Raw genomic sequence first — 21,581 nt, forward strand, 5'->3', positions numbered from 1 at the left:
ACCACACGATTGGTTGGGCGGGCTCTGCGCAATTGCAACACCGTAAAGCGGCCGCCGAGACCGTTGGTCGGGGCCTTCATCCCCTTTCCCCTGAAAGAGGCCCGACATTTTTATAATGGTGCCTCCACCAATCGGAGCGATATGCCGCCGCCCTCTTCTCCCCAGCAAAAGCCAACCGACTCTTCGACCGCCGCTTCCACTCGCTCCCGTCCCACCTGGCTCCGCTGGCTGATCGGCTTCGTTCTCTGGACCACGGGCCTGGCCGTCGCGGGCGCGCTCGGCTTGTTGCTGACCATTGCCGTGGCACTGTCGGTGGCCTACCCCAATCTGCCCGACATCTCGGACCTGGCCGACTACCGCCCCAAGCTGCCTCTGCGGGTCTACTCCTCGGAAGGTGCACTGCTGGGTGAGTTCGGCGAGGAACGGCGCAACCTCACCCCCATCCAGGAAATCCCCAAGGTCATGAAGGATGCGGTGCTGGCCATCGAAGACTCGCGCTTCTTCCAGCATGGCGGTGTGGACTACAAGGGCGTGATTCGCGCGGGCCTGGCCAATCTGGGCCGCATCAAAAGCCAGGGCGCTTCCACTATCACAATGCAGGTGGCACGCAATGTTTATCTGTCGTCAGAGAAAACATTTACTCGCAAAATTTACGAAATATTACTGACATTCAAACTGGAACATATGTTGACCAAGGACCAGATCCTTGAGATTTACATGAACCAGATTTACCTGGGCAACCGCGCCTACGGATTTTCTGCGGCAGCGGAGGCCTACTTTGGCAAGCCGCTCAAATCCATTTCGATTGCCGAGGCGGCGATGCTGGCCGGCCTGCCCAAGGCGCCTTCTGCCTACAACCCCATCAGCAATCCCAAGCGCGCACGCTCGCGCCAGCTCTACATCATTGAGCGCATGGAAGAGAACGGCTTCATCACCGCCCAGGAAGCCGCCGCCGCCAAGAAGGAAGATCTCAAGATCCGCAGCGGCCCGGACAACACGCGCATCCATGCCGAGTACGTGGCCGAGATGGCTCGCCAGCTCATCTTCACGCAGTATGGCAACGAGGCCTACACCCGGGGCCTGAACGTGTACACCACGCTCAATGCAGGAGAACAGGAAGCGGCCTACACGGCCCTGCGCCGCGGCATCATGGACTATGAACGCCGCCAGCAGTACCGTGGCCCCGAAAAGTTCGTGGTGCTGCCCACCGCCGCCCAGGACGTCGAAGACGCCGTGGACGATGCGCTGGCCAACCACCCCGACAACGGCGACGTGATGGCCGCCGTGGTGCTGGAAGCCGGCCCCCGCAAGATCGTTGCAGCCCGTGCCAATGGCGACAACCTCGAAATCACCGGCGATGGGCTCAAGCCTGCCCAGTCCGGCCTCAGCGACAAGGCACCGCCCAACATCAAGATCCGCCGCGGCGCCGTGATCCGCGTGGTCAAGACGCCCAAGGGCGCCTGGGAGATCACCCAACTGCCCGAGGTGGAAGGCGCCTTCGTGGCACTCGATCCACGCAGCGGAGCCATCCGCGCCTTGGTGGGTGGTTTCGATTTCGACAAGAACAAGTTCAACCACGCTGCGCAGGCCTGGCGCCAGCCGGGCTCCAGCTTCAAGCCGTTCATCTACTCGGCGGCACTGGAGAAAGGGTTCACGCCCGCCACGGTGGTCAACGACGCGCCGCTGTTCTTTGACGCAGGCACCACCGGCGGCCAGCCCTGGGAGCCCAAGAACTACGACGGCAAGTACGACGGACCCATGACCCTGCGCACAGGCCTGGCGAAGTCCAAGAACATGATCTCCATCCGCATCCTGCAGGCCGTCGGCCCCAAGACGGCGCAGGAGTGGGTGTCGCGTTTCGGCTTCGACGCCGAGAAGCACCCCGCCTACCTGACCATGGCGCTGGGCGCGGGATCGGTCACGCCGCTGCAGATGGCCTCGGCCTACTCGGTGTTCGCCAACGGCGGCTACCGCGTCAACCCCTGGCTGATCGCCAAGGTCACCGACCACAAGGGCCGCGTGATTTCCGAAGTCACGCCGCCTGCGGTGTCTGAGCTGCCACGCGCCATCGATGCGCGCAATGCCTTCGTGATGAACAGCCTGCTGCAGGAAGTCACCCGCTCCGGCACCGCTGCGCGCGCCCAGGGCACCTTGAAGCGGCCCGACCTTGCCGGCAAGACCGGAACCACCAATGACTCGGTGGACGCCTGGTTCGCCGGTTACCAACCGACCATCGCCGCCGTCACCTGGATCGGCTACGACACGCCGCGCAACCTGGGCAGCCGCGAAACCGGCGGTGGCCTGAGCCTGCCGGTGTGGATCAGCTTCATGGAGCGCGCACTCAAGGGTGTCCCGGTGAGCGAGCCCGTCGTGCCGCCCGGCGTCGTCAATGTCGGCGGAGAATGGTTCTACGAGGAATATGCACGCAACGCAGGCATTGCCAGCGTCGGGCTGGAGGAGCAGCAGCGCACCACCGGTGGCCCCGATGTGGCCCCGCATGCGCCACCGCCGACAGAAGAGCGCAACCGCATTCTCGACCTGTTCCGCAATTGATCAACGCCAACGCTTGAGAACAAGGGCCGCCGTGTGCGGCCCTTGTCCATTCTTGCGCCCGCACGTGTCAGGCGGAAAAGACCAACGGCATCCCGGACTGCGTGCGTGCGTCCTCGGTCAGCCTTGCAAAGAACTCGCCGCCTCCCTTGGTGTCCTGCCACAGCGAGCCATCGAACCGGTAGTGATAGCCGCCCGACTTGGCGGCCATCCACACCTCGTGCAGCGGCTTTTGCAGATTGATGACGATCTGGCTGCGATTGGCAAAGCTCAGCGTGATCATGCCGCCCGAGCGCTGGTTGTCGATATCCGCGTCCGTGGTGTCATTGAGTTCATCGCAACTGCGCTCGACGGCCGCCAGCAGTTTCTCGGCATGGTCCTGGAATTCAAGGTCAGTCATTACAATTTGCGCATGTTGAAAGCATCCCAAATTCTAGTCAGGACGCTTGTCCTTGCTGCCAGTGCGGCGGCCATCGCAGGCTGCGGCCAGCGCGGCCCGCTGTACCTGCCCTCCGGTCCTGCGGCCGCGCAGCGCGCCACCCTGCCCGAAACGCTCACACCCGGCGCCACGCCCTCGACAGCCACTTCAGCGCCCCAGGCCCCCGCCTCCACGGCGCGCTGACCCCGTCTTTTCAAAACGGGCGCCCCCCGGTCCCTGATTGCCCATGGCTTGATTTCCATCAAGCCGCCTGGCCATGCGCCGTCCTACAGTCGGTTTTTCACTGCACTGCGGCACTGCCATGGCCATCGAACTGTACCGAGACAAGAACCACGCCTGCCTGATGTTCACCGACCTGATCGAGGAGGATGGCCAGGCCGTGCAGGCCAACCAGTTCCTGATCGTGGACGACGACACCGGCGCCATCATCGATCCCGGCGGCAACCTGGCGTTCAACGAGCTGTTCGTCGGCATGACCAAGCACTTTGCGCCACACAAGCTGTCCTACCTGCTTGCCTCGCATGCCGATCCGGACATCATCGCCTCGTTGGACCGCTGGATGACCAGCACCAAGGCCAAGCTGGTGATCTCGCGCGTCTGGGAACGCTTCGCACCCCATTTCACCAAGGTCGGCAAGACCGAGAACCGCGTGATCGGCGTGCCCGACAGTGGCGGCCATCTGCCCCTGGGGCGCAACGAACTGGTGCTGCTGCCAGCGCACTTCCTGCATTCCGAGGGCAACTTCCACTTCTACGACCCGGTCAGCCGCATCCTCTTCACGGGAGACCTGGCGGTGTCGATGACCTCGGGGGCAGAGGCCCGCATTCCCGTCACCGACCTAGCGCCGCACATTCCGCGCATGGAGGGCTTTCACCGCCGCTACATGGTCTCCAACAAGATCCTGCGGCTGTGGGTGCGCATGGCGCGTCAGCTGGACATTTCCATGCTGGTGCCCCAGCACGGCGCCCCCATCCTGGGCAAGAAGGCCATCAACGACTTCTTCGATTGGGTGGAGAACCTGATGTGCGGCATCGACCTGTTCGACGACCGCGCCTACCAGATCCCCACCGCACACATCGATCCTGTCACCCGCCAGATGCGCCCCGCCCTGCGCGCCGTGGGCTGATGGCCGGGGTGAGGCTCAGCGCGAGACGGCGGCGGCGCTGCTGGCGGCCTTCACCGCACGCTTGCGAGCGGCCTGCCATGCGCGCCAGCCCAGCAGCACCGCCAGGATGGCCGCATACACCGCCACCTCGCCAAAATCATTCTTGCCCGCGCGCATCCAGAAGAAGTGCAGCACCGCCAGGCCGGCCACGGCATACACCGTGCGATGCAGGGCCTGCCAGCGCTTGGCGCCCAGGGCACGGATGGCGCGGTTGAACGAAGTGGCCGCCATCAAGATGAGCAACACGAAGGCAGCGAATCCCACCAGGATGAACGGCCGCTTGACAATGTCCACCGCAATGTCCGCAATCTCGAAGCCCATGTCGAACCAGCTGTAGCACAGCAGGTGCAGCAGCGCATAAAAGAACACGAACAAGCCCAGCATGCGCCGAAAGCGCGCCAGTTGCGGGGTGGCGGTCAGCACCCGCAGCGGCGTCACCGCCAGCACCAGGCACAGGGCGCGCAGCGTCCAGTCGCCGGTGGCGCGGATCAGCGCCTCGGCGGGATTGGCGCCGAGCTGGTTGGATGCGGTCGCGTACACCAGCCACGCCAGCGGCAGCAGGCACAGCACAAACACCAGCGGCTTGGCCCAGGGATGGAGCAGGAGTTTTCGCATGGCAGCGGCGCGGGAAATGCCGGGCGCCGGCAGGTCAGTAGAACTTCTTGAGGTCCATGCCCGCGTACAGCTGGCCGACCTGGGCTTCATAGCCGTTGAACATCAGCGTCTTGCGCTTCTTCGCGAACAGGCCATCCTCGCCGATGCGCCGCTCGGTCGCCTGGCTCCAGCGCGGATGGTCCACATTGGGGTTCACGTTGGAGTAGAAGCCATACTCCTGCTGCGCCGCCTTGTTCCAGGCCGTGCCGGGCTCCTTCTCGGTGAAGCGGATCTTGACGATGCTCTTGGCACTCTTGAAGCCGTACTTCCACGGCACCACCAGGCGCACCGGCGCACCATTCTGGTTGGGCAGCACCTCGCCGTACATGCCAAAGGCCAGCAGGGTCAGCGGATGCATGGCCTCGTCCATGCGCAGACCTTCCACGTAAGGCCAATCGAGGACACGCGAGCCCACGAAAGGCATGGTGGCCTTGTCCGCCAGCGTCACGAACTCCACGTACTTGGCGCTGCCCTGCGGTTCCACGCGCTTGATGAGTTCGGCCAGCGAATAGCCCACCCAGGGGATCACCATCGACCAGCCTTCCACACAGCGCAGGCGGTAGATGCGTTCTTCCTGTGCACTGAGTTTGAGCAGGTCCTCGATGCCGTACTTGCCTGGCTTCTTCACCAGGCCTTCGACCTCCACCGTCCAGGGCGAGGTCTTGAGGGTGTGCGCATTGCGTGCCGGGTCGGCCTTGTCGGTACCGAACTCGTAGAAGTTGTTGTAGGTGCTGGCGTCCTTGTAGTCGGTCAGCTTCTCCATCGACACCGCGCCCGCCACGGACGACTTGGCACCCGCCAGCGCGGCCAGCTTGCCCGGCCGGGCAGGCGGCGCCGCCTGCGCCAGGGCCTCGCGCCCCGCCCAGGCGGCCATGGCGGCACCCGCTGCGCCGCCGGCCATCAGGCGCAGCATGTCGCGGCGCCCTTCGTAGGCCGCGCGCGGCGTGATGTCGGAGGAGTGCGGGTGGTTGAAACCCGATTGGCGAGAATTCAAGGTCATGGGGGCTCCGGTCAGGCGGTGATGGAATCGTCTACGGGTAGAGCAATACCACCCTTAGTTCGTTCCCAATACGGATCAGGTTACACCGCAGATGCAATGTTTGCAGCACCCGCGCTCCGTATCCTGCGCCTCGCGCCCCCCTACAGTGTGCCGTAGCTGTGCAGCCCGCTCAGGAACATGTTGACCCCGAGAAAGGCAAAGGTCGTGACGGCCAGGCCCACCAGCGCCCACCAGGCCGACACCGTGCCACGCAGGCCCTTCATCAGGCGCATGTGCAGCCAGGCGGCATAGTTGAGCCAGACAATCAGCGCCCAGGTCTCCTTGGGGTCCCAGCTCCAGTAGCCGCCCCAGGCCTCGGCTGCCCACAAGGCGCCCAGCACCGTGGCGATGGTGAAGAAGGCAAAGCCCACGGCGATGGCCTTGTACATCACATCGTCCAGGATCTCGAACGAGGGCAGGCGCTCGGCGATACGCCGGCGCCCGAGCAGGATGCCGGCCACGATCAGCGCCGAGATGCCGAAGTACACCATCCAATAGCCACCGCCGCTTTCGGTGGCGCCCTGGCGGAACACGATGGGCTCGAAGCACAGCACCACGCCCAGCAGCCACAGCGGCGCCAGCTTGTACCAGCGCGTCTCCGTGGCCTGCTGCTTGATCAGGTAGGCGAAGGCCACCATGGCCGACAACGCGAACGTGCCGTAGCCGATGAAATTGGCCGGCACATGCAGCTTCATCCACCAGCTCTTGAGCGCAGGCACCAGCGGCTGGATCTCGTGCGCCTCGCGCACCACTGTGTACCACAGCAGAAAGCCCACGGCCGCGCTCACCACCAGCATCACGAAGCCGCCCAGGGCGCGCGTCTTGTACTGGGCTTCGTAGTACAGGTAGAAGGCCGCCGTCATCCAGCAGAACAATACGAACACCTCGTACAGGTTGCTCACCGGGATGTGGCCGATGTCCGGCCCGATCAGGTAGCTCTCGTACCAGCGCACCAGGGTGCCGATCAGCGCCATGCCCACAGCCACCCAGGCCAGGCGCGAGCCGATCAGGTTCATGGTGTGGCCCTCGCCGCGCGCGAACATGCCGATCCAGTAGAACGCCGTGCTCATGAAGAACAGCATGCTCATCCACAGGATGGCCGACTGGCTCGACAGGAAATACTTGAGCCAGAACACCGTGTCGGCGCGCGCCAGGCTGCCGACCCCGTCGACCTGGTACAGGCCGATGGCCATCAGTGCCACCACGGTCACCACCAGCATCAGCGTACGCAGCGGACGCCAGAACCAGCCCAGCCAGATGGTCGAGGGAATGGCACCCAGCAGGATGCCCTTTTCATAGACATCCATGAAACTGCCATAGCGCTGCAGCGCGAACAGCGCGCCTGCCGCCACGATGACGGCAAAGGCCCAGTCCAGCCAGTTGCGGCGGGAGAAAAAGCCCTCATTCAGGGTGATCGTGGTGTTGCGGGTGGCCGTGTTCATGGGTTGCCTTGCAGGGGCTTGGCCCCGATCAGTTTTTCTGCGAGTTCCACGAACTCGTTGTCTCCGTCCATGGTCTTGCGGTTGGTCGAGAGCGCCATCATGGCATGCGTCTTCTCGCCCTGCGGCGCCACCCAGACCCAGATGCGGCGCTCGCGGATGTAGAGCATGGCAAAAACGCCCAGAATGAGCAAGGCACAGCCCAGGTAGACGATGTTCCTGCCGGGCGCACGGGCCACCTGGAACACGCTGGCCTGCACCTGCGTGAAGTCCTTGAGTTCGAAGGCAATGGCCGCCGGGTAGATCTGCACATCACTGAGCGAGAGCACGGCCTGCGTCATGAAACCGCGCGTCTTGTCGTCCGGCGGCAGGGGCTGCAGGCCGGCATGCTTGCGCGACAGTTGCGCCAGCTCGAACAGGGTGCCGTTGAGGATGCGGATCAGCACCTCGCCCGCCCGGTTGCGCTCGGCCTCCGGCACGTTGGACTCCATGAAGTCGGAGATCGCCTGCAACCCACCCGTGGGCTTGCCATCGACGATGCCATTGCCGGCAAACAAGGCCAGTGCGCGCATGGCCGACTGCGCCAATTGCTCGCCCACCTCGGGACGCGACGGGTCGATGGCCTGCGCCACATAGCTGCGCACCGCCTGTTCGCGCGCCGCCGGGTCGGCCAGCGCGGCGCGCAGGCGCAGGAAACCGTCCATCCCGCCCTGGTCGTCGGTCGGTATGCGCAGGTAGCGGAAGGCATCCGTCGGCGTTTCGCGCACGCCCAGCAGGTACACCGGCACGCCGTCGCCCGTGTCCACGGGCAGCATGTAGTTGTGGAATTCGCGCGCCTGGCCTGCCGCATCGCGCAGCTTGTAGCTCACGCTCGGGCCCACGTTGCGCAGTTCCTTCTTGGTCACGGTCTTGTTGGCCGCGCCCAGGCGCGACTCCACCGCTTCGCGCAGGTCCACCTTGCGCACGTCCACGCCCGTCGCACCAGGGCCGGCACCGCCGAAGTTCTCGACGTTGATGGTGCGCAGCGCCGTGAACTCCAGCGTCATGGTGTCGCTGCCCGGCACGCCGCCCTTGTTGGTCAGCTGGGTCGAATCCCCCACCACCCCTTCCACATCGAAGGACTTGGCGCCCGGCACCATGGGCACGGCACGCAGCTTCAGGTGCGAGCCCCCATCGTCGAAGCTCGACTGGTAGATCTCCACGCCCTTGTAGCTGGCCGGGTGGTTCACCTCCACGCGGGCCGGCGTCTTCTCGCCCGTGGCCTTGTCGTGGATGATGATCTCGCTGGCAAACAGCTTGGGCATGCCCGTGGAGTAGTGCTCCACGATGAACTTCTTGAGTTCGATGGCGAACGGCAGCTCCTGCAGCAGCACGCCATCGGACTGGTTCAGGAGGGCAGTGCTCGACTGCGTGCCCTCGGCCACCAGCAGGTTGCCGCGAAAAGTCGGATTGCGCTCGGACAGCCGGTGCTCGGGCTTCACGTCCGCGATCAGTCCGCCACCGGTATAAGGCGTCTTGCCGCCCAGCAGCATCTGCGCACGCACGATCAGGTCGCCATCGAGCAGCCCGCCCACGCACACCAGCACGATGGCGCTGTGCGCGGCGATGTAGCCGATCTTGTTGGCGGCCCCGGCCTTGGCCGCCACCATCCAGCCCGTGCCAGCGCCGGCCGGCGTGTCGCGCTGCTGCAGGCGCACCTTCCAGCCGCCGCCGGCCAGCAGGGTGCCGATGCGCTTCGCCTCGGCCTCGGCGCCCTCGGGCAGCTCGGCCTCGGCCTTGTGGTGGAAGGCCTTGAGGCTCTGCTCACGGATGTTTTCCTTGTAGACGCGCAGGTCCACCAGAATCTTGGGCGTGTTGCGCGCAATGCACAGCGAGGTGCTCAGCACCAGGAACGCCAGGATCAGCAGGAACCACCATGCGCTGTACACCGCATTGAGCTGGATGGCGCCGAACAGCGCCGCCCAGAACGGGCCGAACTGGTTCACGTAGTTCGCCGCCGGCTCGTGCTGCTTGAGCACGGTGCCGATCACCGAGGCGATGCAGATCACCGTCAGCAGCGAAATGGCGAAGCGCATCGAAGACAGCATCTCGATCACGGCGCGCAGGGCCTTGGAGCCGTACTGGACGCGAACGCCTTGGGTGTTGTCAGACATGGAGGAAAGAGGGGCGATGGGGCAGGCAAAGAAAAAGGACGGGACCATCTGCTCGATGGACCCGCCCTTTTTGGGTTTGTTTTTGGCGGTTGGTTCCGGTCGGCCCGCGCTGTGTGGGCCTTGCTTGAGAAAGATCAGTCAGCCAGTCGATCCATCAACGCAGGCCGGCGATGTAATCCGCCACGGCCTTGATCTCGCGGTCGTTCAGCTTGGCGGCCACCTGCGTCATCTGCAGGCTGTTGCCGCGCTTGCCGTCGCGGAAGGCGACGAGCTGCGTGGCGGTGTAGTCGGCATGCTGGCCGGACAGGCGCGGATACTGGGCCGGAATGCCAGCGCCGTTGGGGCTGTGGCAGCCGGCACAGGCCGCGATCTGGCGGTCGGCAATGCCACCGCGGTAGATGCGCTCACCCAGGGTGACCAGGGCCTTGTCCTTGGCGAAACCGGGCTTGGCGGCCTTGGCCGTCACCCAGTACGCGATGTTCTTCATGTCCTCGTCGGACAGGGCCATGGCAAAACCCTTCATCACCGGATCGTTGCGCTTGCCGGACTTGAACTCCTGCAGTTGCTTGACCAGGTACTCGGGATGCTGGGCCGACAGCTTGGGGTTCGCAGCGATGGCCGAGTTGCCGTCCGCACCGTGGCAGGCCGCACACACCGCCGTGAAGCTGGCTTCGCCCTTGACCAGGTCAGGCTTGGCAGCCGCCTTGGGCGGCGTAGCGGGTGTCTCGCCCGCAGAAAAAGCCGGAAAAGCAGGTGCTGCCAGCACGGCAGCCATCAGCATAGAGGCGAGCAACTTCATATCGAGGGTCTGTGTGTTTATGTGCGCAAAATCTCCGCGATTCTACAATGAGGCCCCACACGCATCTCAACTTCTCATGACGACCACCCCTATCGCGCCAGTTGCTGGCTCTCTTCCGCCCGCACCCGACGCCAAGATCGCCATGGGTTGGATGCACACGGCCAGGTTCCTGACCACGGCTGCGCAACTGCACCACCTGCCCCCCATCACGGTACCCGAGATTGCGTTCGTGGGCCGTTCCAATGCCGGCAAATCCACCTGCATCAACACGCTGACGCAGCAAAAACAGCTCGCGTTCGCCTCCAAGAAGCCCGGCCGCACCCAGCACATCAACCTGTTTTCCCTGGGAAAACAAGGCGTGATGGACGCCGTGCTGGCCGACCTGCCGGGCTACGGCTATGCCGCAGTCTCGCGCTCGGACAAGGTGCGCTGGCAGCAGGTGATGGTCAATTACCTGGTCAGCCGCCCGGGCCTCACGGGCATCGTGCTGCTGTGCGACCCCCGCCTGGGCCTCACCGAACTCGACGAAGCCCTGCTCGAAGCGGTTCGCCCCCGGGTCGAGGAAGGCCTCAAGTTCCTCATCGTGCTGACCAAGGCCGACAAGCTCACGCGTGCCGAACAGACCAAGGTGCTGTCGATTACGCGACTGCAGGCCGGCGGCGGCGAGGTGAAGATGTTCTCTGCCCTGAAGAAACAGGGCGTGGACGAGGTGGCCCAGCTGCTGTGGCAATGGTCCCACCCCGTGCCGGGTGCCGAGCCGGCCCCTGGCGATGCCCCTGCACCCGACGCGGCCAGCGCCGACGACCAGGAACCCGAGGAAGATTGAGCGCCGGCGCCGGTCCCATGAGCGCTGGCAGCTACCCTAACGATAGCAACAGCGCATGATCCAGACCCGCAACCTGACCCTGCCCCACGGCACCACCCTGCAGTGCCGCGAGAGCGGCGCCGCCGGCCGGCCCGTGCTGCTGTTCCTGCACGGCTTTCCCGAAGGCGCCTTCATCTGGGACGCCATGCTGGCCCATTTCGCGCAGCCCGAAAACGGCGGCTACCACTGCGTGGCACCGTACCTGCGCGGTTTCGGCGAATCCAGCAGCCCCGTGGACGTGCAGGCCTACCGGGCCAAATACCTGGTGCAGGACCTCGTCGCACTGGTCGCGGCCGTGAGCCCCGGCCAGCCGCTCGAGTGTCTCGTGGCCCACGACTGGGGCGGCGCCGTGGCCTGGAACCTGGCCAACCAGCAGCCGCAACTCATGCAGCGGCTGGCCATCGTCAACTCCCCCCATCCCGGCACCTTCCTGCGCGAACTGCAGCACAACGCCGCGCAACAGGCCAGCAGCCAGTACATGCATTTCCTGTGCAGGCCGGATGCCGAGGCCCTGTTGGCCGAGAATGACTTCGAACGCCTGTTCGCTTTTTTCGACGACCCCGAAGGCCGGGCGCCCCAGTGGCTGACCGACGGCGTGCGCGCGCAATACCGTGCGCTGTGGCAGCAGGGCCTGACCGGCGCCTGCAATTACTACCGAGCAAGCCCGCTGCGCCCGCCACGAGGGGACGACAACGCCATCGCCGGCATCTCCTTGCCCGACAGCATGCTCACCGTGTCGGTGCCCACCCTGGTGGTCTGGGCGATGGACGACCCTGCCCTGCTGCCCGGTCTTCTCGATGGCCTGCCGGGCTGGGTTCCACACCTGCAGATCGACAGGGTCGAAGGCGCATCGCACTGGGTCGTGCACGAGCAGCCAGAGCGGGTGGCCAACGCGCTCGGGGGCTTTCTCCGCAGGGGCTGAGCCCCCCGCTTCAATAGATCGAAGGCTCGCCCTCGGGGCGCGTCTTGAAGCGCTTGTGCACCCAGTAGTACTGCCCCGGCGTCACGTCGATGTAGGACTGCAGGTACTGGTTCATCAGCGCGGTGTCGGCTTCGGCATCGTCCGTCGGGTACCCAGGCCAGGCGGACGACAGCTCGGCCACGTAGCCCGTGGGTGTGATGCGCGTGACCATGGAGATCACCTTGGCACGCCCCAGCCGGGCAAAGCGCGAGAGCGAAGGCACCGTGGCCGCCGTCACGCCGTAGAAAGGCACGAACAGCGAGTCGTTGCGCCCGAAATCCATGTCGGGCAACAGGTACAGCAGGCCGCCCTTGCGCAGCCCGCTCAGGATGGGTTTGACGCCATCGCCCCGGTTGAGCATGCGCACGTTGCCAAAGCGCTGGCGCCCGTTGCGAATCCAGACGTCCACCGCCGGGTCCGGCTGGGGCGTGAAGATAGAAGTGAAGGCCCGGTCGGTGTGCAAGGTGAGCGCGGAGCCCCCGGCATCCATGCCGTAGAAATGCGGCGCGAAGATGATGGTGGGCGTGTCGCCCAGCAGCTCGTCCAGTGCGCCCGTGAGCTTCACGCGGCCCAGCACCACCTCGCGCGGGGCGAACCACAGCCAGCTGCGGTCCAGCCAGGTCTGGCAGAAACCCACGAAGCTCTCGCGCGCCCACTGGCGCCGCCGCGCCTCGGTGGCATCGGGAAAGCACAGTGCAAGATTGCGCAGCGCCACCCTGCGCCGCGGCGCCGCCAGCAGGTACAGGGCATGGCCGATCAGCCATCCCATGGCCCGCAGCACCGGCAGCGGCAACAGCGCCAGCACGCGCATGAACCACACCCCCAGGCGGCCGGTCATGCGCCCACCCCGGTTGCAGCCACTTCCACGCGCGGCTCCTTGTAGCGGCCGTAGCCCCAGAGGTACTGCTGGGGGGACTGGCGTATCAGGTGTTCCATGGCCTGGTTGATCTGTAGCACGGCGGCATCGGCGTCGGCAGCCAGCGGCGCGGGCAGGGGTTCGAAATGCACCACGTAGCCGCGGCCCCAGGACAGCCGTTCGCAGCGCGCCAGTACCACGGCCGCCCCGGTCTGCTGCGCCAGCCGTATCGACAGCGTCATCGTATAGGCGCCCTTGCCAAAGAAGGGGCTCCACAGCCCCTGGCCCTGGGGCGGCACCTGGTCGGGCAGCAGGCCCACGGCCTCGCCCCGGCGCAGTGCCTTGATCATCTGACGCACGCCCGAGAGGTTGGTGGGCACGGCCAGCATGCCTGGCCGGTTGCGCGCGGTCTCCATCACCTTGGCCAGCCAGGCCTGGCGCGCAGGACGGTAGAGCACGGTGATGGGGCCGTGCGTGGCGCTCCAGCGGTGCGCAGCGGCCTGGGCCGACAGCTCGAAGCATCCCAGGTGCGGCGTCAGGTACAGGATGCCTCGCCCCTGCGCATAGGCTTCTTCGACGCAGGCCCCGCCCTCGATGCGAAACGGCAGCGGCGCGCCCAGCCACAGGCGCGGCAGCTCGGCCACCATGCGGCCCGCATGGCCCACGGCGGAGCTCACCTCACCGAAGCGGTAGCCGGCCTGCGCGGCATTGGCCCGAAAGCGCCCGCGGTAGATGGGCGAAGCCAGAAAAGCCAGCCATCCCATGGCAGCGCCCAGGCCATGGAGCAGCCACAGTGGCAACACGGAAAAGAGACGGAACAGAGATGGCATTAAAATGACAGGGTCGCTGAGTTAAATGAGCAACTTGCAGGGCGACGTTAAATAAATCTGCTAAAGCGTTCGCCAAAGCTCCTTCGGAGTGAGGGCAACGCCCCAAATGCCGGAACACAGGAGTTTATTCAAATGGCGAACGACTTTCTTTTTACCTCGGAATCCGTCTCCGAAGGCCATCCCGACAAGGTGGCGGACCAGATCTCGGACGCGATCCTCGATGCGATCTTCAAGCAAGATCCCCGCAGCCGTGTTGCCGCCGAAACGCTGACCAACACCGGCCTGGTGGTGCTCGCTGGTGAAATCACCACCAACGCCCACGTGGACTACATCCAGGTGGCGCGCGACACGATCAAGCGCATCGGCTACGACAACACCGACTACGGCATCGACTACAAAGGCTGCGCCGTGCTCGTGGCCTACGACAAGCAATCGAACGACATCGCCCAGGGCGTGGACCAGGCCAGCGACGACCACCTGAACACCGGCGCCGGCGACCAGGGCCTGATGTTCGGCTATGCCTGCGACGAAACGCCCGAGCTGATGCCCGCGCCGATCTACTACGCCCACCGCCTCGTGGAACGCCAGGCCCAACTGCGCAAGGATGGGCGCCTGCCCTTCCTGCGCCCCGATGCCAAGAGCCAGGTGACCATGCGCTATGTGGACGGCAAGCCCCACAGCATCGACACCGTGGTGCTCTCCACCCAGCACCACCCCGACCAGAGCGAAACCGCCAAGACGATGAAGGCCAGCTTCATCGAGGCCGTGATCGAGGAGATCATCAAGCCCGTGCTGCCCAGCGAGTGGCTCAAGGACACCAAGTACCTGATCAACCCCACCGGCCGCTTCGTCATCGGCGGCCCCCAGGGTGATTGCGGGCTGACCGGTCGCAAGATCATCGTCGACACCTACGGCGGTGCCTGCCCCCACGGCGGTGGCGCCTTCAGCGGCAAGGACCCAACCAAGGTGGACCGCTCGGCCGCCTATGCCGCCCGCTACGTGGCCAAGAACATCGTCGCCGCCGGCCTGGCGCGCCAGTGCCAGATCCAGGTGGCCTACGCCATCGGCGTGGCACGCCCCATGAATGTGACCGTCTACACCGAAGGCACGGGCGTGATCCCCGACGACAAGATCGCTGCACTGGTGCAGGAGCATTTCGACCTGCGCCCCAAGGGCATCATCCAGATGCTGGACCTGCTGCGCCCGATCTACGAAAAGACCGCCGCCTACGGCCACTTCGGCCGCGAAGAACCCGAGTTCACCTGGGAGAAGACCGACAAAGCTGCTGCGCTTCGCGCAGCAGCCGGGCTGTAAGCCCGCCGCGCGAATAGCGCGGTTTTCGGTCTTCGGGCGAAGTTCATATCGCGTAAGCGATGTGAACGCAGACCAAAGTACGGACAAGGCTGCTGCACTGCGTGCAGCTGCAGGGCTGTAAGGCCCGGCGCCTCCCCTCTTCGGGAAACTTCAGTACAACAAAGCCGCAGCGCTCACCGCGCTGCGGCTTTGTCGTTTCCGGCCCCACGCTCCATCGGATCGGTGCTCTCCTACACCCACACTCCGCACCTGCCGACGCTCCCGCCACGGCCACCCCGGTATCTTTCAGTCACATCTATTCGCAGCCGTTGCTGCCCCCACTGCAAGGAACCCACATGCTCAAGTACGCCATCATTTTTGCCCTGATCTCGCTGGTTGCCGGTGCACTGGGCTTCACCGGCGTGGCGGCGGGCACGGCAGGCATTGCCAAGATCCTGTTCGTGCTGTTCCTGGTGCTGGCCGTGATTTTCGTGGTCCTGGCGGCCATCGGTGTCGGCGCGGCCCGCAAGGCCCTCAAGTAAGCCGCCCGCCTGCCCTCTCACTGCCAAGGATTCCCATGAGCCAACAGAACATCTTCGAAGCCCTGCGCGAAAGCCACGAACTGCAGCGCGACCTGTACCGCCGCCTGACCGAAACCAGTGGCGATACGCCTGAGCGGCAGGAGCTGTTCACGCAGCTCAAGACCGAGCTGGCGGCGCACGAGCTGGCGGAGGACCGGAATTTCTATGCCCCGCTGATGCAGCTCGACGCCGGCATGGACCTGTCGCGCCACGCGATTTCGGAGCACCACCAGATCGATGAGCTGGTGGAATCACTGGAAAAAGCCGATCCCGCCACCCCTGCCTGGCTTCCCCTCGCGAAAAAGCTCGCCGAGAAGGTGGAACACCACCTCCAGGAAGAGGAGCACCGCTTCTTCCAGATGGCCGGCAAGCTGCTGACCGAAAAGCAGAAGACGTCCCTGGCCGGCGACTACCTGAGCGACTACGACGACGCCAAGGCAGCCACGGCCTGATCGTTCCGTGGCATCGTAGGCGGCAGGCTCAGACCGCGTCCTTGGCCTGCACCACGCAATTGCGGCCGCTGGACTTGGCTACGTACAAGGCCGTGTCGGCGCGCTTGATCAGCGCGTGCGCGTCTTCCACCTGGTTCCATGTGGCCACACCGAAGCTGGCACTCACATGGCCCACCGCGTCGAAAGGCACGGTGGCGATGCGTGCGCGCACCGCCTCGGCCATGGCCATGGCGGCGTCGACCGGCGTCTCTTTGAGCAGCAGGATGAATTCCTCGCCACCGAAGCGCGCCGCGCAATCGGACGAGCGCAGCAGCTCGCGCACCCGCAGGGCCGTGGCCTTGAGCACCACATCGCCCGAATCGTGGCCGAAGGTGTCATTGATGCGCTTGAAGAAGTCGATGTCGAACATCACGACCGACAGGCTGCTCTTCTTGATGCGCGTGTCGGCCATCTCGGCCTCCAGCCGTTCGAAGAATTTGCGGCGGTTCACCAGGTCGGTCAGGAAGTCCTTGGTCGCCAGGTCTTCGAGCTTGCGGTTCAAGCGCGCCATGGGCTCGATCACCAGCGACGACAGCGACAGATTCAGTATCGCAAACAGCAGCAAAAAGCTGCCCGCCAGCGCCGTCATCACCGTGTTGAAGGTCGTGCGCGCCTTCTCGAGCGGGTAGAACATGGGCACCCGCACCACCTGGATGCCGATGGTTTCATTCATCTGCCAGCCAAAGCCGTTCTTGTCGCCGTAGATCTTGAGCATGGTCGGCGGCGCTGCGGCGGGCGTGCTGTGGCAGGCCAGGCATTGCGGCTGCTTGATCGTGATCGGGCGGGCGACATAGAGCGTGCGGTGCATGCCCTCGCCGACCTCACCAGTCACCTCTTTCTTGAGATCGGCCCGCCCTTCGCGGAAGTCCTTGATGATGCGCTCTTCCCACTCATTGGCTCGGTCGCGCAGATTGGTGGGGTTGAGCACCGCCTCCTTGTACTCGTAGCCCGGAAAGCGGTTCTGCAGCCGGCGCAGCGTTTCGGTGGCTGCAAAGGCCGGCACCGTCTGCGGCAGGAACTGCTCGGCCAGCGTCACATCGAGGTGCGGCTTGACCAGTTCGGTCGTGTAGTCGCGGATGGCCATGGCGGCGTGCATCATGAGCTGCGAGTTGTGCTGCACCTCTTCGATGGCCGTCTTCTGCAGGAAGCGGTGCACGTACAGGCCCGTGCCTGCCGCCGCCACCAGCAGCACACAGGCCAGCACCAGATTGAATTTGAGCCGCAATGACATGGAAAACCTCGTAGCCGACTGTAGCCAGCATGTATGACGGATGGCAAGCAAGCTTTGGCAGCCTGCGGCGCACCCCATCGTGGCTGTGTCGTGCGTTACCGGCCCAACAGGCGCGGTTGCAACACGGCACAAAGTTTTCGTTTGTGCCAGATTTTGCACGCCCGGTCCAATGAAATTCGCCCAGTGGCGTGCTGCATGCAGCACCCTGTCCATGCTGGGCTGCGTCCCGGCCATCATGTCACGCACCTGCAGTTCGCCTTGCGCCACTTAGTTGCACAATTGAATTAACTGGCTTACACTGGCGCCACCGACAGACAAGGACATGACCATGGCACACACCACCCAGGCTCTGGTGATCGACCCGCAAAACGATTTCTGCGACCTGCCCGCTGCCTGGCAACCTGCCGATCCGGTCACCGGCATGCGCACCACCCCCTCGCTGCCGGTAGCGGGTGCCCATGCCGACATGCAGCGCACGGCCGCCTTCGTCCGGGCCCGCGGTGCACTGCTCGACGGCATCATCATCACCCTCGATTCGCACCAGCAGTTCGACATCGCCCACCCCGGCTACTGGCAACAGGCCGATGGGCGGGCCGTGGCGGCCTTCACGCCCATCACGGCAGCCCAGGTGCGCGCCGGCGCCTTCGCGCCCCGCAACGCGGCCCTGCTGCCGCGCACCCTGCAGTATCTCGACGCGCTAGAACGGCAAGGCCGCTATACCCACATGGTGTGGCCCGTGCACTGCGAGATCGGCAGCTGGGGCCATGGCGTGCATGCCGAAGTGCTGGCTGCCTGCGGCGAGTGGCAGCTGCAACGCCAGCGCGCGGTGCGCAACGTATTCAAGGGCACCAGCCCCTTCACCGAGCACTACAGCGCCATCGAGGCCGAGGTGCCCGATGCGGACGACCCGGACACAGCCCTGAACACCCGCCTGCTCGCAGCGCTGGGCGCGGCCGACCGGCTGTTCATCGCCGGCGAGGCCAGCAGCCACTGCGTGCGCGCCACCACCGAGCACATCGTGCAGCACCTGCCGCGGCTGCAGCCGGGCTGGGAGCCCGCGCGTATCACCCTGCTGACCGACTGCATGAGCCCGGTGGGCGGCTTCGAGGCCGAGCACACCGCTTTCCTCGATGCCATGCGCGCCCAAGGCGTGCAACTGGCGCGCAGCACCGACGATTTCTGAGGAGCCACCATGTCCGACCACATCATTGACAGCCTGCTCGACACCGACCTCTACAAGTTCACCATGTGGCAGGCCCTGCTGCACGGCCACCCGCAGACGCAGAGCGAGTACCGCTTCGTCTGCCGCAACCAGAGCGCCTACCCGCTCAGTGAACTGCTGGACGAGGTGAACGCCGAGCTCGACCACCTGTGCACGCTGCGCTTTGCGCCCGACGAACTGGCCTATGTGGGCGGGCTGCGCTACATCAAGAGCGACTTCATCGACTTCCTGCGCATCTTCCAGTTCCAGCGCAACTTCATCGAGGCCTCTGCAGAGGATGGCCAACTGCACATCGTCGCGCGCGGCCCGCAAGTGCATGTGATGGGCTTCGAGATCTTCGTGCTGGCCATCGTCAACGAGCTGTATTTCCGGCGCTTCGACCCGGCCGCGGCGCTCGCCGAAGGCCGCAGCCGCCTGGCCGCCAAGGTGCAGACGCTCAAGGACCTGGCGCAGCAGGCCACGCTGCGCCACCCCTTCGAGCTGTTCGACTTCGGGCTGCGCCGGCGCTACAGCGGCGCATGGCAGCGCGAGGTGGTGCAGACTTTTGCCAAAGAGGCACCGCAATGGTTCAAGGGCACCTCCAACGTGCTGCTGGCGCGTGACCTGAACCTGGTGCCCATCGGCACCATGGCGCACGAGTACCTGCAGACCTACCAGGCCCTGGGCGTGCGGCTGCGCGACTTCCAGAACACCGCGCTCGAAGAATGGGTGCAGGAATACCGGGGCGACCTCGGCATCGCGCTGACCGACACCGTGGGCATGGACGCGTTCCTGGCCGACTTCGACCTGTACTTCGCCAAGCTGTTCGACGGCCTGCGCCACGACTCGGGCGACCCGGTGGCCTGGGGCGAAAAGGCCCTGGCGCACTATGCGCGCCTGCGCATCGATGCGCACACCAAGCGCCTGGTGTTCTCGGACGGCCTGAACCTGGAGCGTGCCCTCATGCTCTACCGCCACTTCGGCGACCGCACGCAGCTGGGCTTCGGCATCGGCACCCACCTCACCAACGACATGGGCCAGACGCCGCTGAACATCGTGATGAAGCTCACGCGCGCCAACGGCCAGCCCGTGGCCAAGCTGTCGGATACGCCCGGCAAGACCCTGTGCGACGATGAGACCTTTCTGGCCTATCTGCGCCAGGTATTCAATGTCAAGGGATGAGCGACTGAGAAAACTCTCCTGGCGTCGTTGTTCCGTCTTGCCGTACTTTCAGTACTGTCTGCGACGAAACGCCTAGCCAGGACCGCTTCGCTGAGTTTTTTCAGCCGCTCTGCAAGCACATAGGTTCGACACAAGGAAAAGCACGCATGCTCCGCATCACCCTTGCCCAACTCAACTTCACCGTCGGCGACATCGAAGGCAATGTCGCGCGCATGGTGGCCGCCGCACGGCAAGCCGCGAGCGAGCAGGCCGACCTGGTGGTCTTCACCGAACTCGCGCTGTGCGGCTACTACCCGGGCGACATGCTCGACGAAAGCGCCTTCCAGCAGCGCGTGGCCGCCGGGCTGGCCGCGTTGCAGCAGGCCTCGGCCGAGCTGCCCGGCCTGCACTGGGTGGTGGGTGCGCCCACGCCCGCGCAGGGGCCCGGCAAGCGGCTGCACAACAGCCTGCTGGTGCTGCACGGTGGCGCGGTGCGACTGCGCTATGCCAAGCAGTTGCTGCCCACCTACAACATCTTCGATGAGCGCCGCCATTTCGAGCCCGGCCCCGACGTGGCCAAGGTGCTGCGCATCGGCAATGCCCAGGTGGGCCTCCTGATCTGCGAGGACGGCTGGAACGACAACGGCGCCGACTATGCGACCAACCCCTTCGACCGCATGCGCGACGCTGCCCCCGACCTGGTGGTGAGCATCAACGCCAGCCCCAGCCACATCGCCAAGCGCGAGCAGCGCCACCAGATCTTCGGCGACGCCTCGCGCCGCAACGGCCTGCCCATCCTGTACGTGAACCAGGTCGGCGGGCACGACCAGATCGTGTTCGACGGCGCGTCGTTCGCGGTGGAGCCCGAAGCCGGCATCGTCTTCGAAGCCCGGCGCTTTGTGGAAGACGTGCGCACCCTGCAGTTCGACAACGGGCGCTTCCTCACCGCCGCAGGGGAGAAGCCCGAACCCGTGCCCGCGCAGGGCCTGCCCACCATGGAGTTCTACCGCCAGCAGATCGTGCTGGGTCTGTCGGACTATGCGCGGCGCTGCGGCTTCAAGCAGGTGGTGGTGGGCAGCTCGGGGGGCATCGACAGTGCCCTCACCCTGGCGCTCGCCGCCCAGGCGCTGGGGCCCGAGAACGTGGTGGGCATCACCATGCCCTCGCGCTTTTCATCGAGCGGCTCGGTGGACGACTCGGTGGCCCTGTGCCACAACCTGGGCGTGCAGTTGATCACCCACCCCATCGCCGACCTGGTGGCGGTCTATGCGCAGCAGTTCGAGGCCAGCTTTGGCCAGGTGCTGCAGGGTCTGCCGCTTGAAAACCTGCAGGCGCGCATCCGCGGCACGGTGCTGATGGAGTATTCCAATGCCTTCGGCCACCTGCTGCTGACCACGGGCAACAAGTCCGAAATCTCGGTGGGCTACTGCACACTGTACGGCGACACCAACGGTGGCCTGGGGCTGATTGGCGACCTGTACAAGACGGAGGTCTTCGCCCTGTCGCGCCACATCAACGCGCATGCGGGCCGTGAGCTGATCCCCGAGGCCATCATCGACAAGGAGCCCTCGGCCGAGCTGGCCCCGAACCAGCGCGATGTGGACAGCCTGCCACCCTACCCGGTGCTCGACGAGGTGCTCAAGATGCTGATCGAGGGCGACCGCCTGGCACCTGCCGAGTACGATGCCGCCCGGGCCTTCGTACAGCAGCTCGAACAGGGTGACGACGGCCGCACGCTGGTGCAGCGCGTGCGCATGATGGTCGCCCGCAACGAATACAAGCGCCGCCAGGCGCCGCCCATCGTGCGCGTGCGTGCGCGCGCCTTCGGCAGCGGCCGGCAGATGCCGATCGCGGCCCGCTATGTCTGATCCAA

The 21,581-nt window shown here is 65.3% G+C and carries 20 protein-coding genes; 11 read left to right on the top strand and 9 right to left on the bottom strand.

The features are described 5' to 3' along the window. The first annotated feature begins 141 nt into the window (after positions 1-141). Positions 142-2,553, top strand: a complete 2,412-nt coding sequence (locus U5N23_RS24415) for a penicillin-binding protein 1A (protein ID WP_322595286.1) — start codon at positions 142-144, stop codon at positions 2,551-2,553. Positions 2,554-2,620: 67 nt separating this feature from the next. On the opposite strand, the gene cyaY is transcribed toward U5N23_RS24415, so the two are convergent. Beyond that, positions 2,621-2,950 (bottom strand): iron donor protein CyaY, encoded by a 330-nt coding sequence (cyaY, locus tag U5N23_RS24420; protein WP_322595287.1) that lies wholly within the window; start codon positions 2,948-2,950, stop codon positions 2,621-2,623. Positions 2,951-2,962: 12 nt separating this feature from the next. Here cyaY and lptM point away from each other — a divergent pair, with 12 nt between their 5' ends. Continuing rightward, positions 2,963-3,172 carry an LPS translocon maturation chaperone LptM gene (gene lptM / locus U5N23_RS24425; RefSeq protein ID WP_081497335.1) on the top strand — a complete coding sequence of 70 codons (210 nt, stop codon included), beginning with the start codon at positions 2,963-2,965 and terminating at the stop codon, positions 3,170-3,172. 118 nt (positions 3,173-3,290) lie between these two features. Then, entirely contained in the window at positions 3,291-4,115 is an 825-nt protein-coding gene (locus U5N23_RS24430; RefSeq protein ID WP_322595288.1) for an MBL fold metallo-hydrolase, read from the top strand. 15 nt (positions 4,116-4,130) lie between these two features. On the opposite strand, the gene U5N23_RS24435 is transcribed toward U5N23_RS24430, so the two are convergent. From U5N23_RS24435 to U5N23_RS24455, 5 genes are all read right to left on the bottom strand, one after another. Beyond that, a complete protein-coding gene (locus U5N23_RS24435; RefSeq protein ID WP_322595289.1) occupies positions 4,131-4,769 on the bottom strand; it encodes a protein-methionine-sulfoxide reductase heme-binding subunit MsrQ in 639 nt (212 codons plus the stop codon). A 34-nt stretch (positions 4,770-4,803) separates the two neighbouring features. Continuing rightward, positions 4,804-5,808 carry a protein-methionine-sulfoxide reductase catalytic subunit MsrP gene (msrP, locus tag U5N23_RS24440; RefSeq protein WP_322595290.1) on the bottom strand — a complete coding sequence of 335 codons (1,005 nt, stop codon included), beginning with the start codon at positions 5,806-5,808 and terminating at the stop codon, positions 4,804-4,806. 140 nt (positions 5,809-5,948) lie between these two features. Then, a complete protein-coding gene (ccsB, locus tag U5N23_RS24445; RefSeq protein ID WP_322595291.1) occupies positions 5,949-7,289 on the bottom strand; it encodes a c-type cytochrome biogenesis protein CcsB in 1,341 nt (446 codons plus the stop codon). Next, the gene (locus U5N23_RS24450; RefSeq protein ID WP_322595292.1) at positions 7,286-9,439 is read right to left on the bottom strand and encodes a cytochrome c biogenesis protein ResB; all 2,154 of its coding nucleotides are present in this window, start codon (positions 9,437-9,439) and stop codon (positions 7,286-7,288) included. Before U5N23_RS24450 ends, ccsB begins: the two co-directional genes overlap by 4 nt. A 154-nt stretch (positions 9,440-9,593) precedes the next feature. Further along, positions 9,594-10,238 (bottom strand): c-type cytochrome, encoded by a 645-nt coding sequence (locus U5N23_RS24455; RefSeq protein WP_322595293.1) that lies wholly within the window; start codon positions 10,236-10,238, stop codon positions 9,594-9,596. Positions 10,239-10,314: 76 nt separating this feature from the next. Between U5N23_RS24455 and yihA the strand changes: the two genes are divergently transcribed. Both yihA and U5N23_RS24465 read left to right on the top strand, forming a co-directional pair. Further along, positions 10,315-11,064, top strand: coding sequence for a ribosome biogenesis GTP-binding protein YihA/YsxC (gene yihA / locus U5N23_RS24460; RefSeq protein WP_322595294.1), 750 nt, complete (start codon positions 10,315-10,317; stop codon positions 11,062-11,064). A gap of 55 nt (positions 11,065-11,119) precedes the next feature. Beyond that, positions 11,120-12,025 carry an alpha/beta fold hydrolase gene (locus U5N23_RS24465; protein WP_322595295.1) on the top strand — a complete coding sequence of 302 codons (906 nt, stop codon included), beginning with the start codon at positions 11,120-11,122 and terminating at the stop codon, positions 12,023-12,025. A gap of 10 nt (positions 12,026-12,035) precedes the next feature. Here U5N23_RS24465 and U5N23_RS24470 read toward each other — a convergent pair whose 3' ends face one another. Continuing rightward, positions 12,036-12,902 (bottom strand): lipid A biosynthesis acyltransferase, encoded by an 867-nt coding sequence (locus U5N23_RS24470; protein WP_322595296.1) that lies wholly within the window; start codon positions 12,900-12,902, stop codon positions 12,036-12,038. Beyond that, entirely contained in the window at positions 12,899-13,750 is an 852-nt protein-coding gene (locus U5N23_RS24475) for a lysophospholipid acyltransferase family protein (RefSeq protein ID WP_322595297.1), read from the bottom strand. Before U5N23_RS24475 ends, U5N23_RS24470 begins: the two co-directional genes overlap by 4 nt. A gap of 132 nt (positions 13,751-13,882) precedes the next feature. Here U5N23_RS24475 and metK point away from each other — a divergent pair, with 132 nt between their 5' ends. From metK to U5N23_RS24490, 3 genes are all read left to right on the top strand, one after another. Continuing rightward, positions 13,883-15,064, top strand: a complete 1,182-nt coding sequence (gene metK / locus U5N23_RS24480; protein ID WP_305741902.1) for a methionine adenosyltransferase — start codon at positions 13,883-13,885, stop codon at positions 15,062-15,064. A gap of 335 nt (positions 15,065-15,399) precedes the next feature. Continuing rightward, positions 15,400-15,585, top strand: a complete 186-nt coding sequence (locus U5N23_RS24485; protein ID WP_305741901.1) for a DUF1328 domain-containing protein — start codon at positions 15,400-15,402, stop codon at positions 15,583-15,585. Positions 15,586-15,620: 35 nt separating this feature from the next. Beyond that, positions 15,621-16,076, top strand: a complete 456-nt coding sequence (locus U5N23_RS24490) for a hemerythrin domain-containing protein (protein ID WP_322595298.1) — start codon at positions 15,621-15,623, stop codon at positions 16,074-16,076. 28 nt (positions 16,077-16,104) lie between these two features. Here U5N23_RS24490 and U5N23_RS24495 read toward each other — a convergent pair whose 3' ends face one another. After that, positions 16,105-17,346 carry a diguanylate cyclase gene (locus U5N23_RS24495; protein ID WP_305741899.1) on the bottom strand — a complete coding sequence of 414 codons (1,242 nt, stop codon included), beginning with the start codon at positions 17,344-17,346 and terminating at the stop codon, positions 16,105-16,107. Positions 17,347-17,674: 328 nt separating this feature from the next. On the opposite strand from U5N23_RS24495, the gene U5N23_RS24500 reads away from it, so the two are divergent. The 3 genes from U5N23_RS24500 (at position 17,675) to U5N23_RS24510 (ending at position 21,576) form a co-directional block, all read left to right on the top strand. Then, positions 17,675-18,529 carry a cysteine hydrolase gene (locus U5N23_RS24500; RefSeq protein ID WP_322595299.1) on the top strand — a complete coding sequence of 285 codons (855 nt, stop codon included), beginning with the start codon at positions 17,675-17,677 and terminating at the stop codon, positions 18,527-18,529. Between the two features lie 9 nt (positions 18,530-18,538). Then, positions 18,539-19,729, top strand: a complete 1,191-nt coding sequence (gene pncB, locus U5N23_RS24505) for a nicotinate phosphoribosyltransferase (RefSeq protein WP_322595300.1) — start codon at positions 18,539-18,541, stop codon at positions 19,727-19,729. A gap of 146 nt (positions 19,730-19,875) precedes the next feature. Beyond that, complete coding sequence (locus U5N23_RS24510; protein ID WP_322595301.1) at positions 19,876-21,576, top strand: NAD+ synthase; 1,701 nt, start codon at positions 19,876-19,878, stop codon at positions 21,574-21,576. The last annotated feature ends 5 nt before the right edge of the window (positions 21,577-21,581 follow it).

The organism is Acidovorax sp. (genome assembly GCF_034519795.1).
Taxonomy (GTDB): Bacteria; Pseudomonadota; Gammaproteobacteria; order Burkholderiales; family Burkholderiaceae_C; genus Acidovorax.

Bases quoted from the DNA above. Each gene is read 5' to 3' on its own strand.
- U5N23_RS24415 (WP_322595286.1), top strand. From the start codon at position 142: ATGCCGCCGCCCTCTTCTCCCCAGCAAAAGCCAACCGACTCTTCGACC.
- cyaY (WP_322595287.1), bottom strand. From the start codon at position 2,950: ATGACTGACCTTGAATTCCAGGACCATGCCGAGAAACTGCTGGCGGCC.
- lptM (WP_081497335.1), top strand. From the start codon at position 2,963: ATGTTGAAAGCATCCCAAATTCTAGTCAGGACGCTTGTCCTTGCTGCC.
- U5N23_RS24430 (WP_322595288.1), top strand. From the start codon at position 3,291: ATGGCCATCGAACTGTACCGAGACAAGAACCACGCCTGCCTGATGTTC.
- U5N23_RS24435 (WP_322595289.1), bottom strand. From the start codon at position 4,769: ATGCGAAAACTCCTGCTCCATCCCTGGGCCAAGCCGCTGGTGTTTGTG.
- msrP (WP_322595290.1), bottom strand. From the start codon at position 5,808: ATGACCTTGAATTCTCGCCAATCGGGTTTCAACCACCCGCACTCCTCC.
- ccsB (WP_322595291.1), bottom strand. From the start codon at position 7,289: ATGAACACGGCCACCCGCAACACCACGATCACCCTGAATGAGGGCTTT.
- U5N23_RS24450 (WP_322595292.1), bottom strand. From the start codon at position 9,439: ATGTCTGACAACACCCAAGGCGTTCGCGTCCAGTACGGCTCCAAGGCC.
- U5N23_RS24455 (WP_322595293.1), bottom strand. From the start codon at position 10,238: ATGAAGTTGCTCGCCTCTATGCTGATGGCTGCCGTGCTGGCAGCACCT.
- yihA (WP_322595294.1), top strand. From the start codon at position 10,315: ATGACGACCACCCCTATCGCGCCAGTTGCTGGCTCTCTTCCGCCCGCA.
- U5N23_RS24465 (WP_322595295.1), top strand. From the start codon at position 11,120: ATGATCCAGACCCGCAACCTGACCCTGCCCCACGGCACCACCCTGCAG.
- U5N23_RS24470 (WP_322595296.1), bottom strand. From the start codon at position 12,902: ATGACCGGCCGCCTGGGGGTGTGGTTCATGCGCGTGCTGGCGCTGTTG.
- U5N23_RS24475 (WP_322595297.1), bottom strand. From the start codon at position 13,750: ATGCCATCTCTGTTCCGTCTCTTTTCCGTGTTGCCACTGTGGCTGCTC.
- metK (WP_305741902.1), top strand. From the start codon at position 13,883: ATGGCGAACGACTTTCTTTTTACCTCGGAATCCGTCTCCGAAGGCCAT.
- U5N23_RS24485 (WP_305741901.1), top strand. From the start codon at position 15,400: ATGCTCAAGTACGCCATCATTTTTGCCCTGATCTCGCTGGTTGCCGGT.
- U5N23_RS24490 (WP_322595298.1), top strand. From the start codon at position 15,621: ATGAGCCAACAGAACATCTTCGAAGCCCTGCGCGAAAGCCACGAACTG.
- U5N23_RS24495 (WP_305741899.1), bottom strand. From the start codon at position 17,346: ATGTCATTGCGGCTCAAATTCAATCTGGTGCTGGCCTGTGTGCTGCTG.
- U5N23_RS24500 (WP_322595299.1), top strand. From the start codon at position 17,675: ATGGCACACACCACCCAGGCTCTGGTGATCGACCCGCAAAACGATTTC.
- pncB (WP_322595300.1), top strand. From the start codon at position 18,539: ATGTCCGACCACATCATTGACAGCCTGCTCGACACCGACCTCTACAAG.
- U5N23_RS24510 (WP_322595301.1), top strand. From the start codon at position 19,876: ATGCTCCGCATCACCCTTGCCCAACTCAACTTCACCGTCGGCGACATC.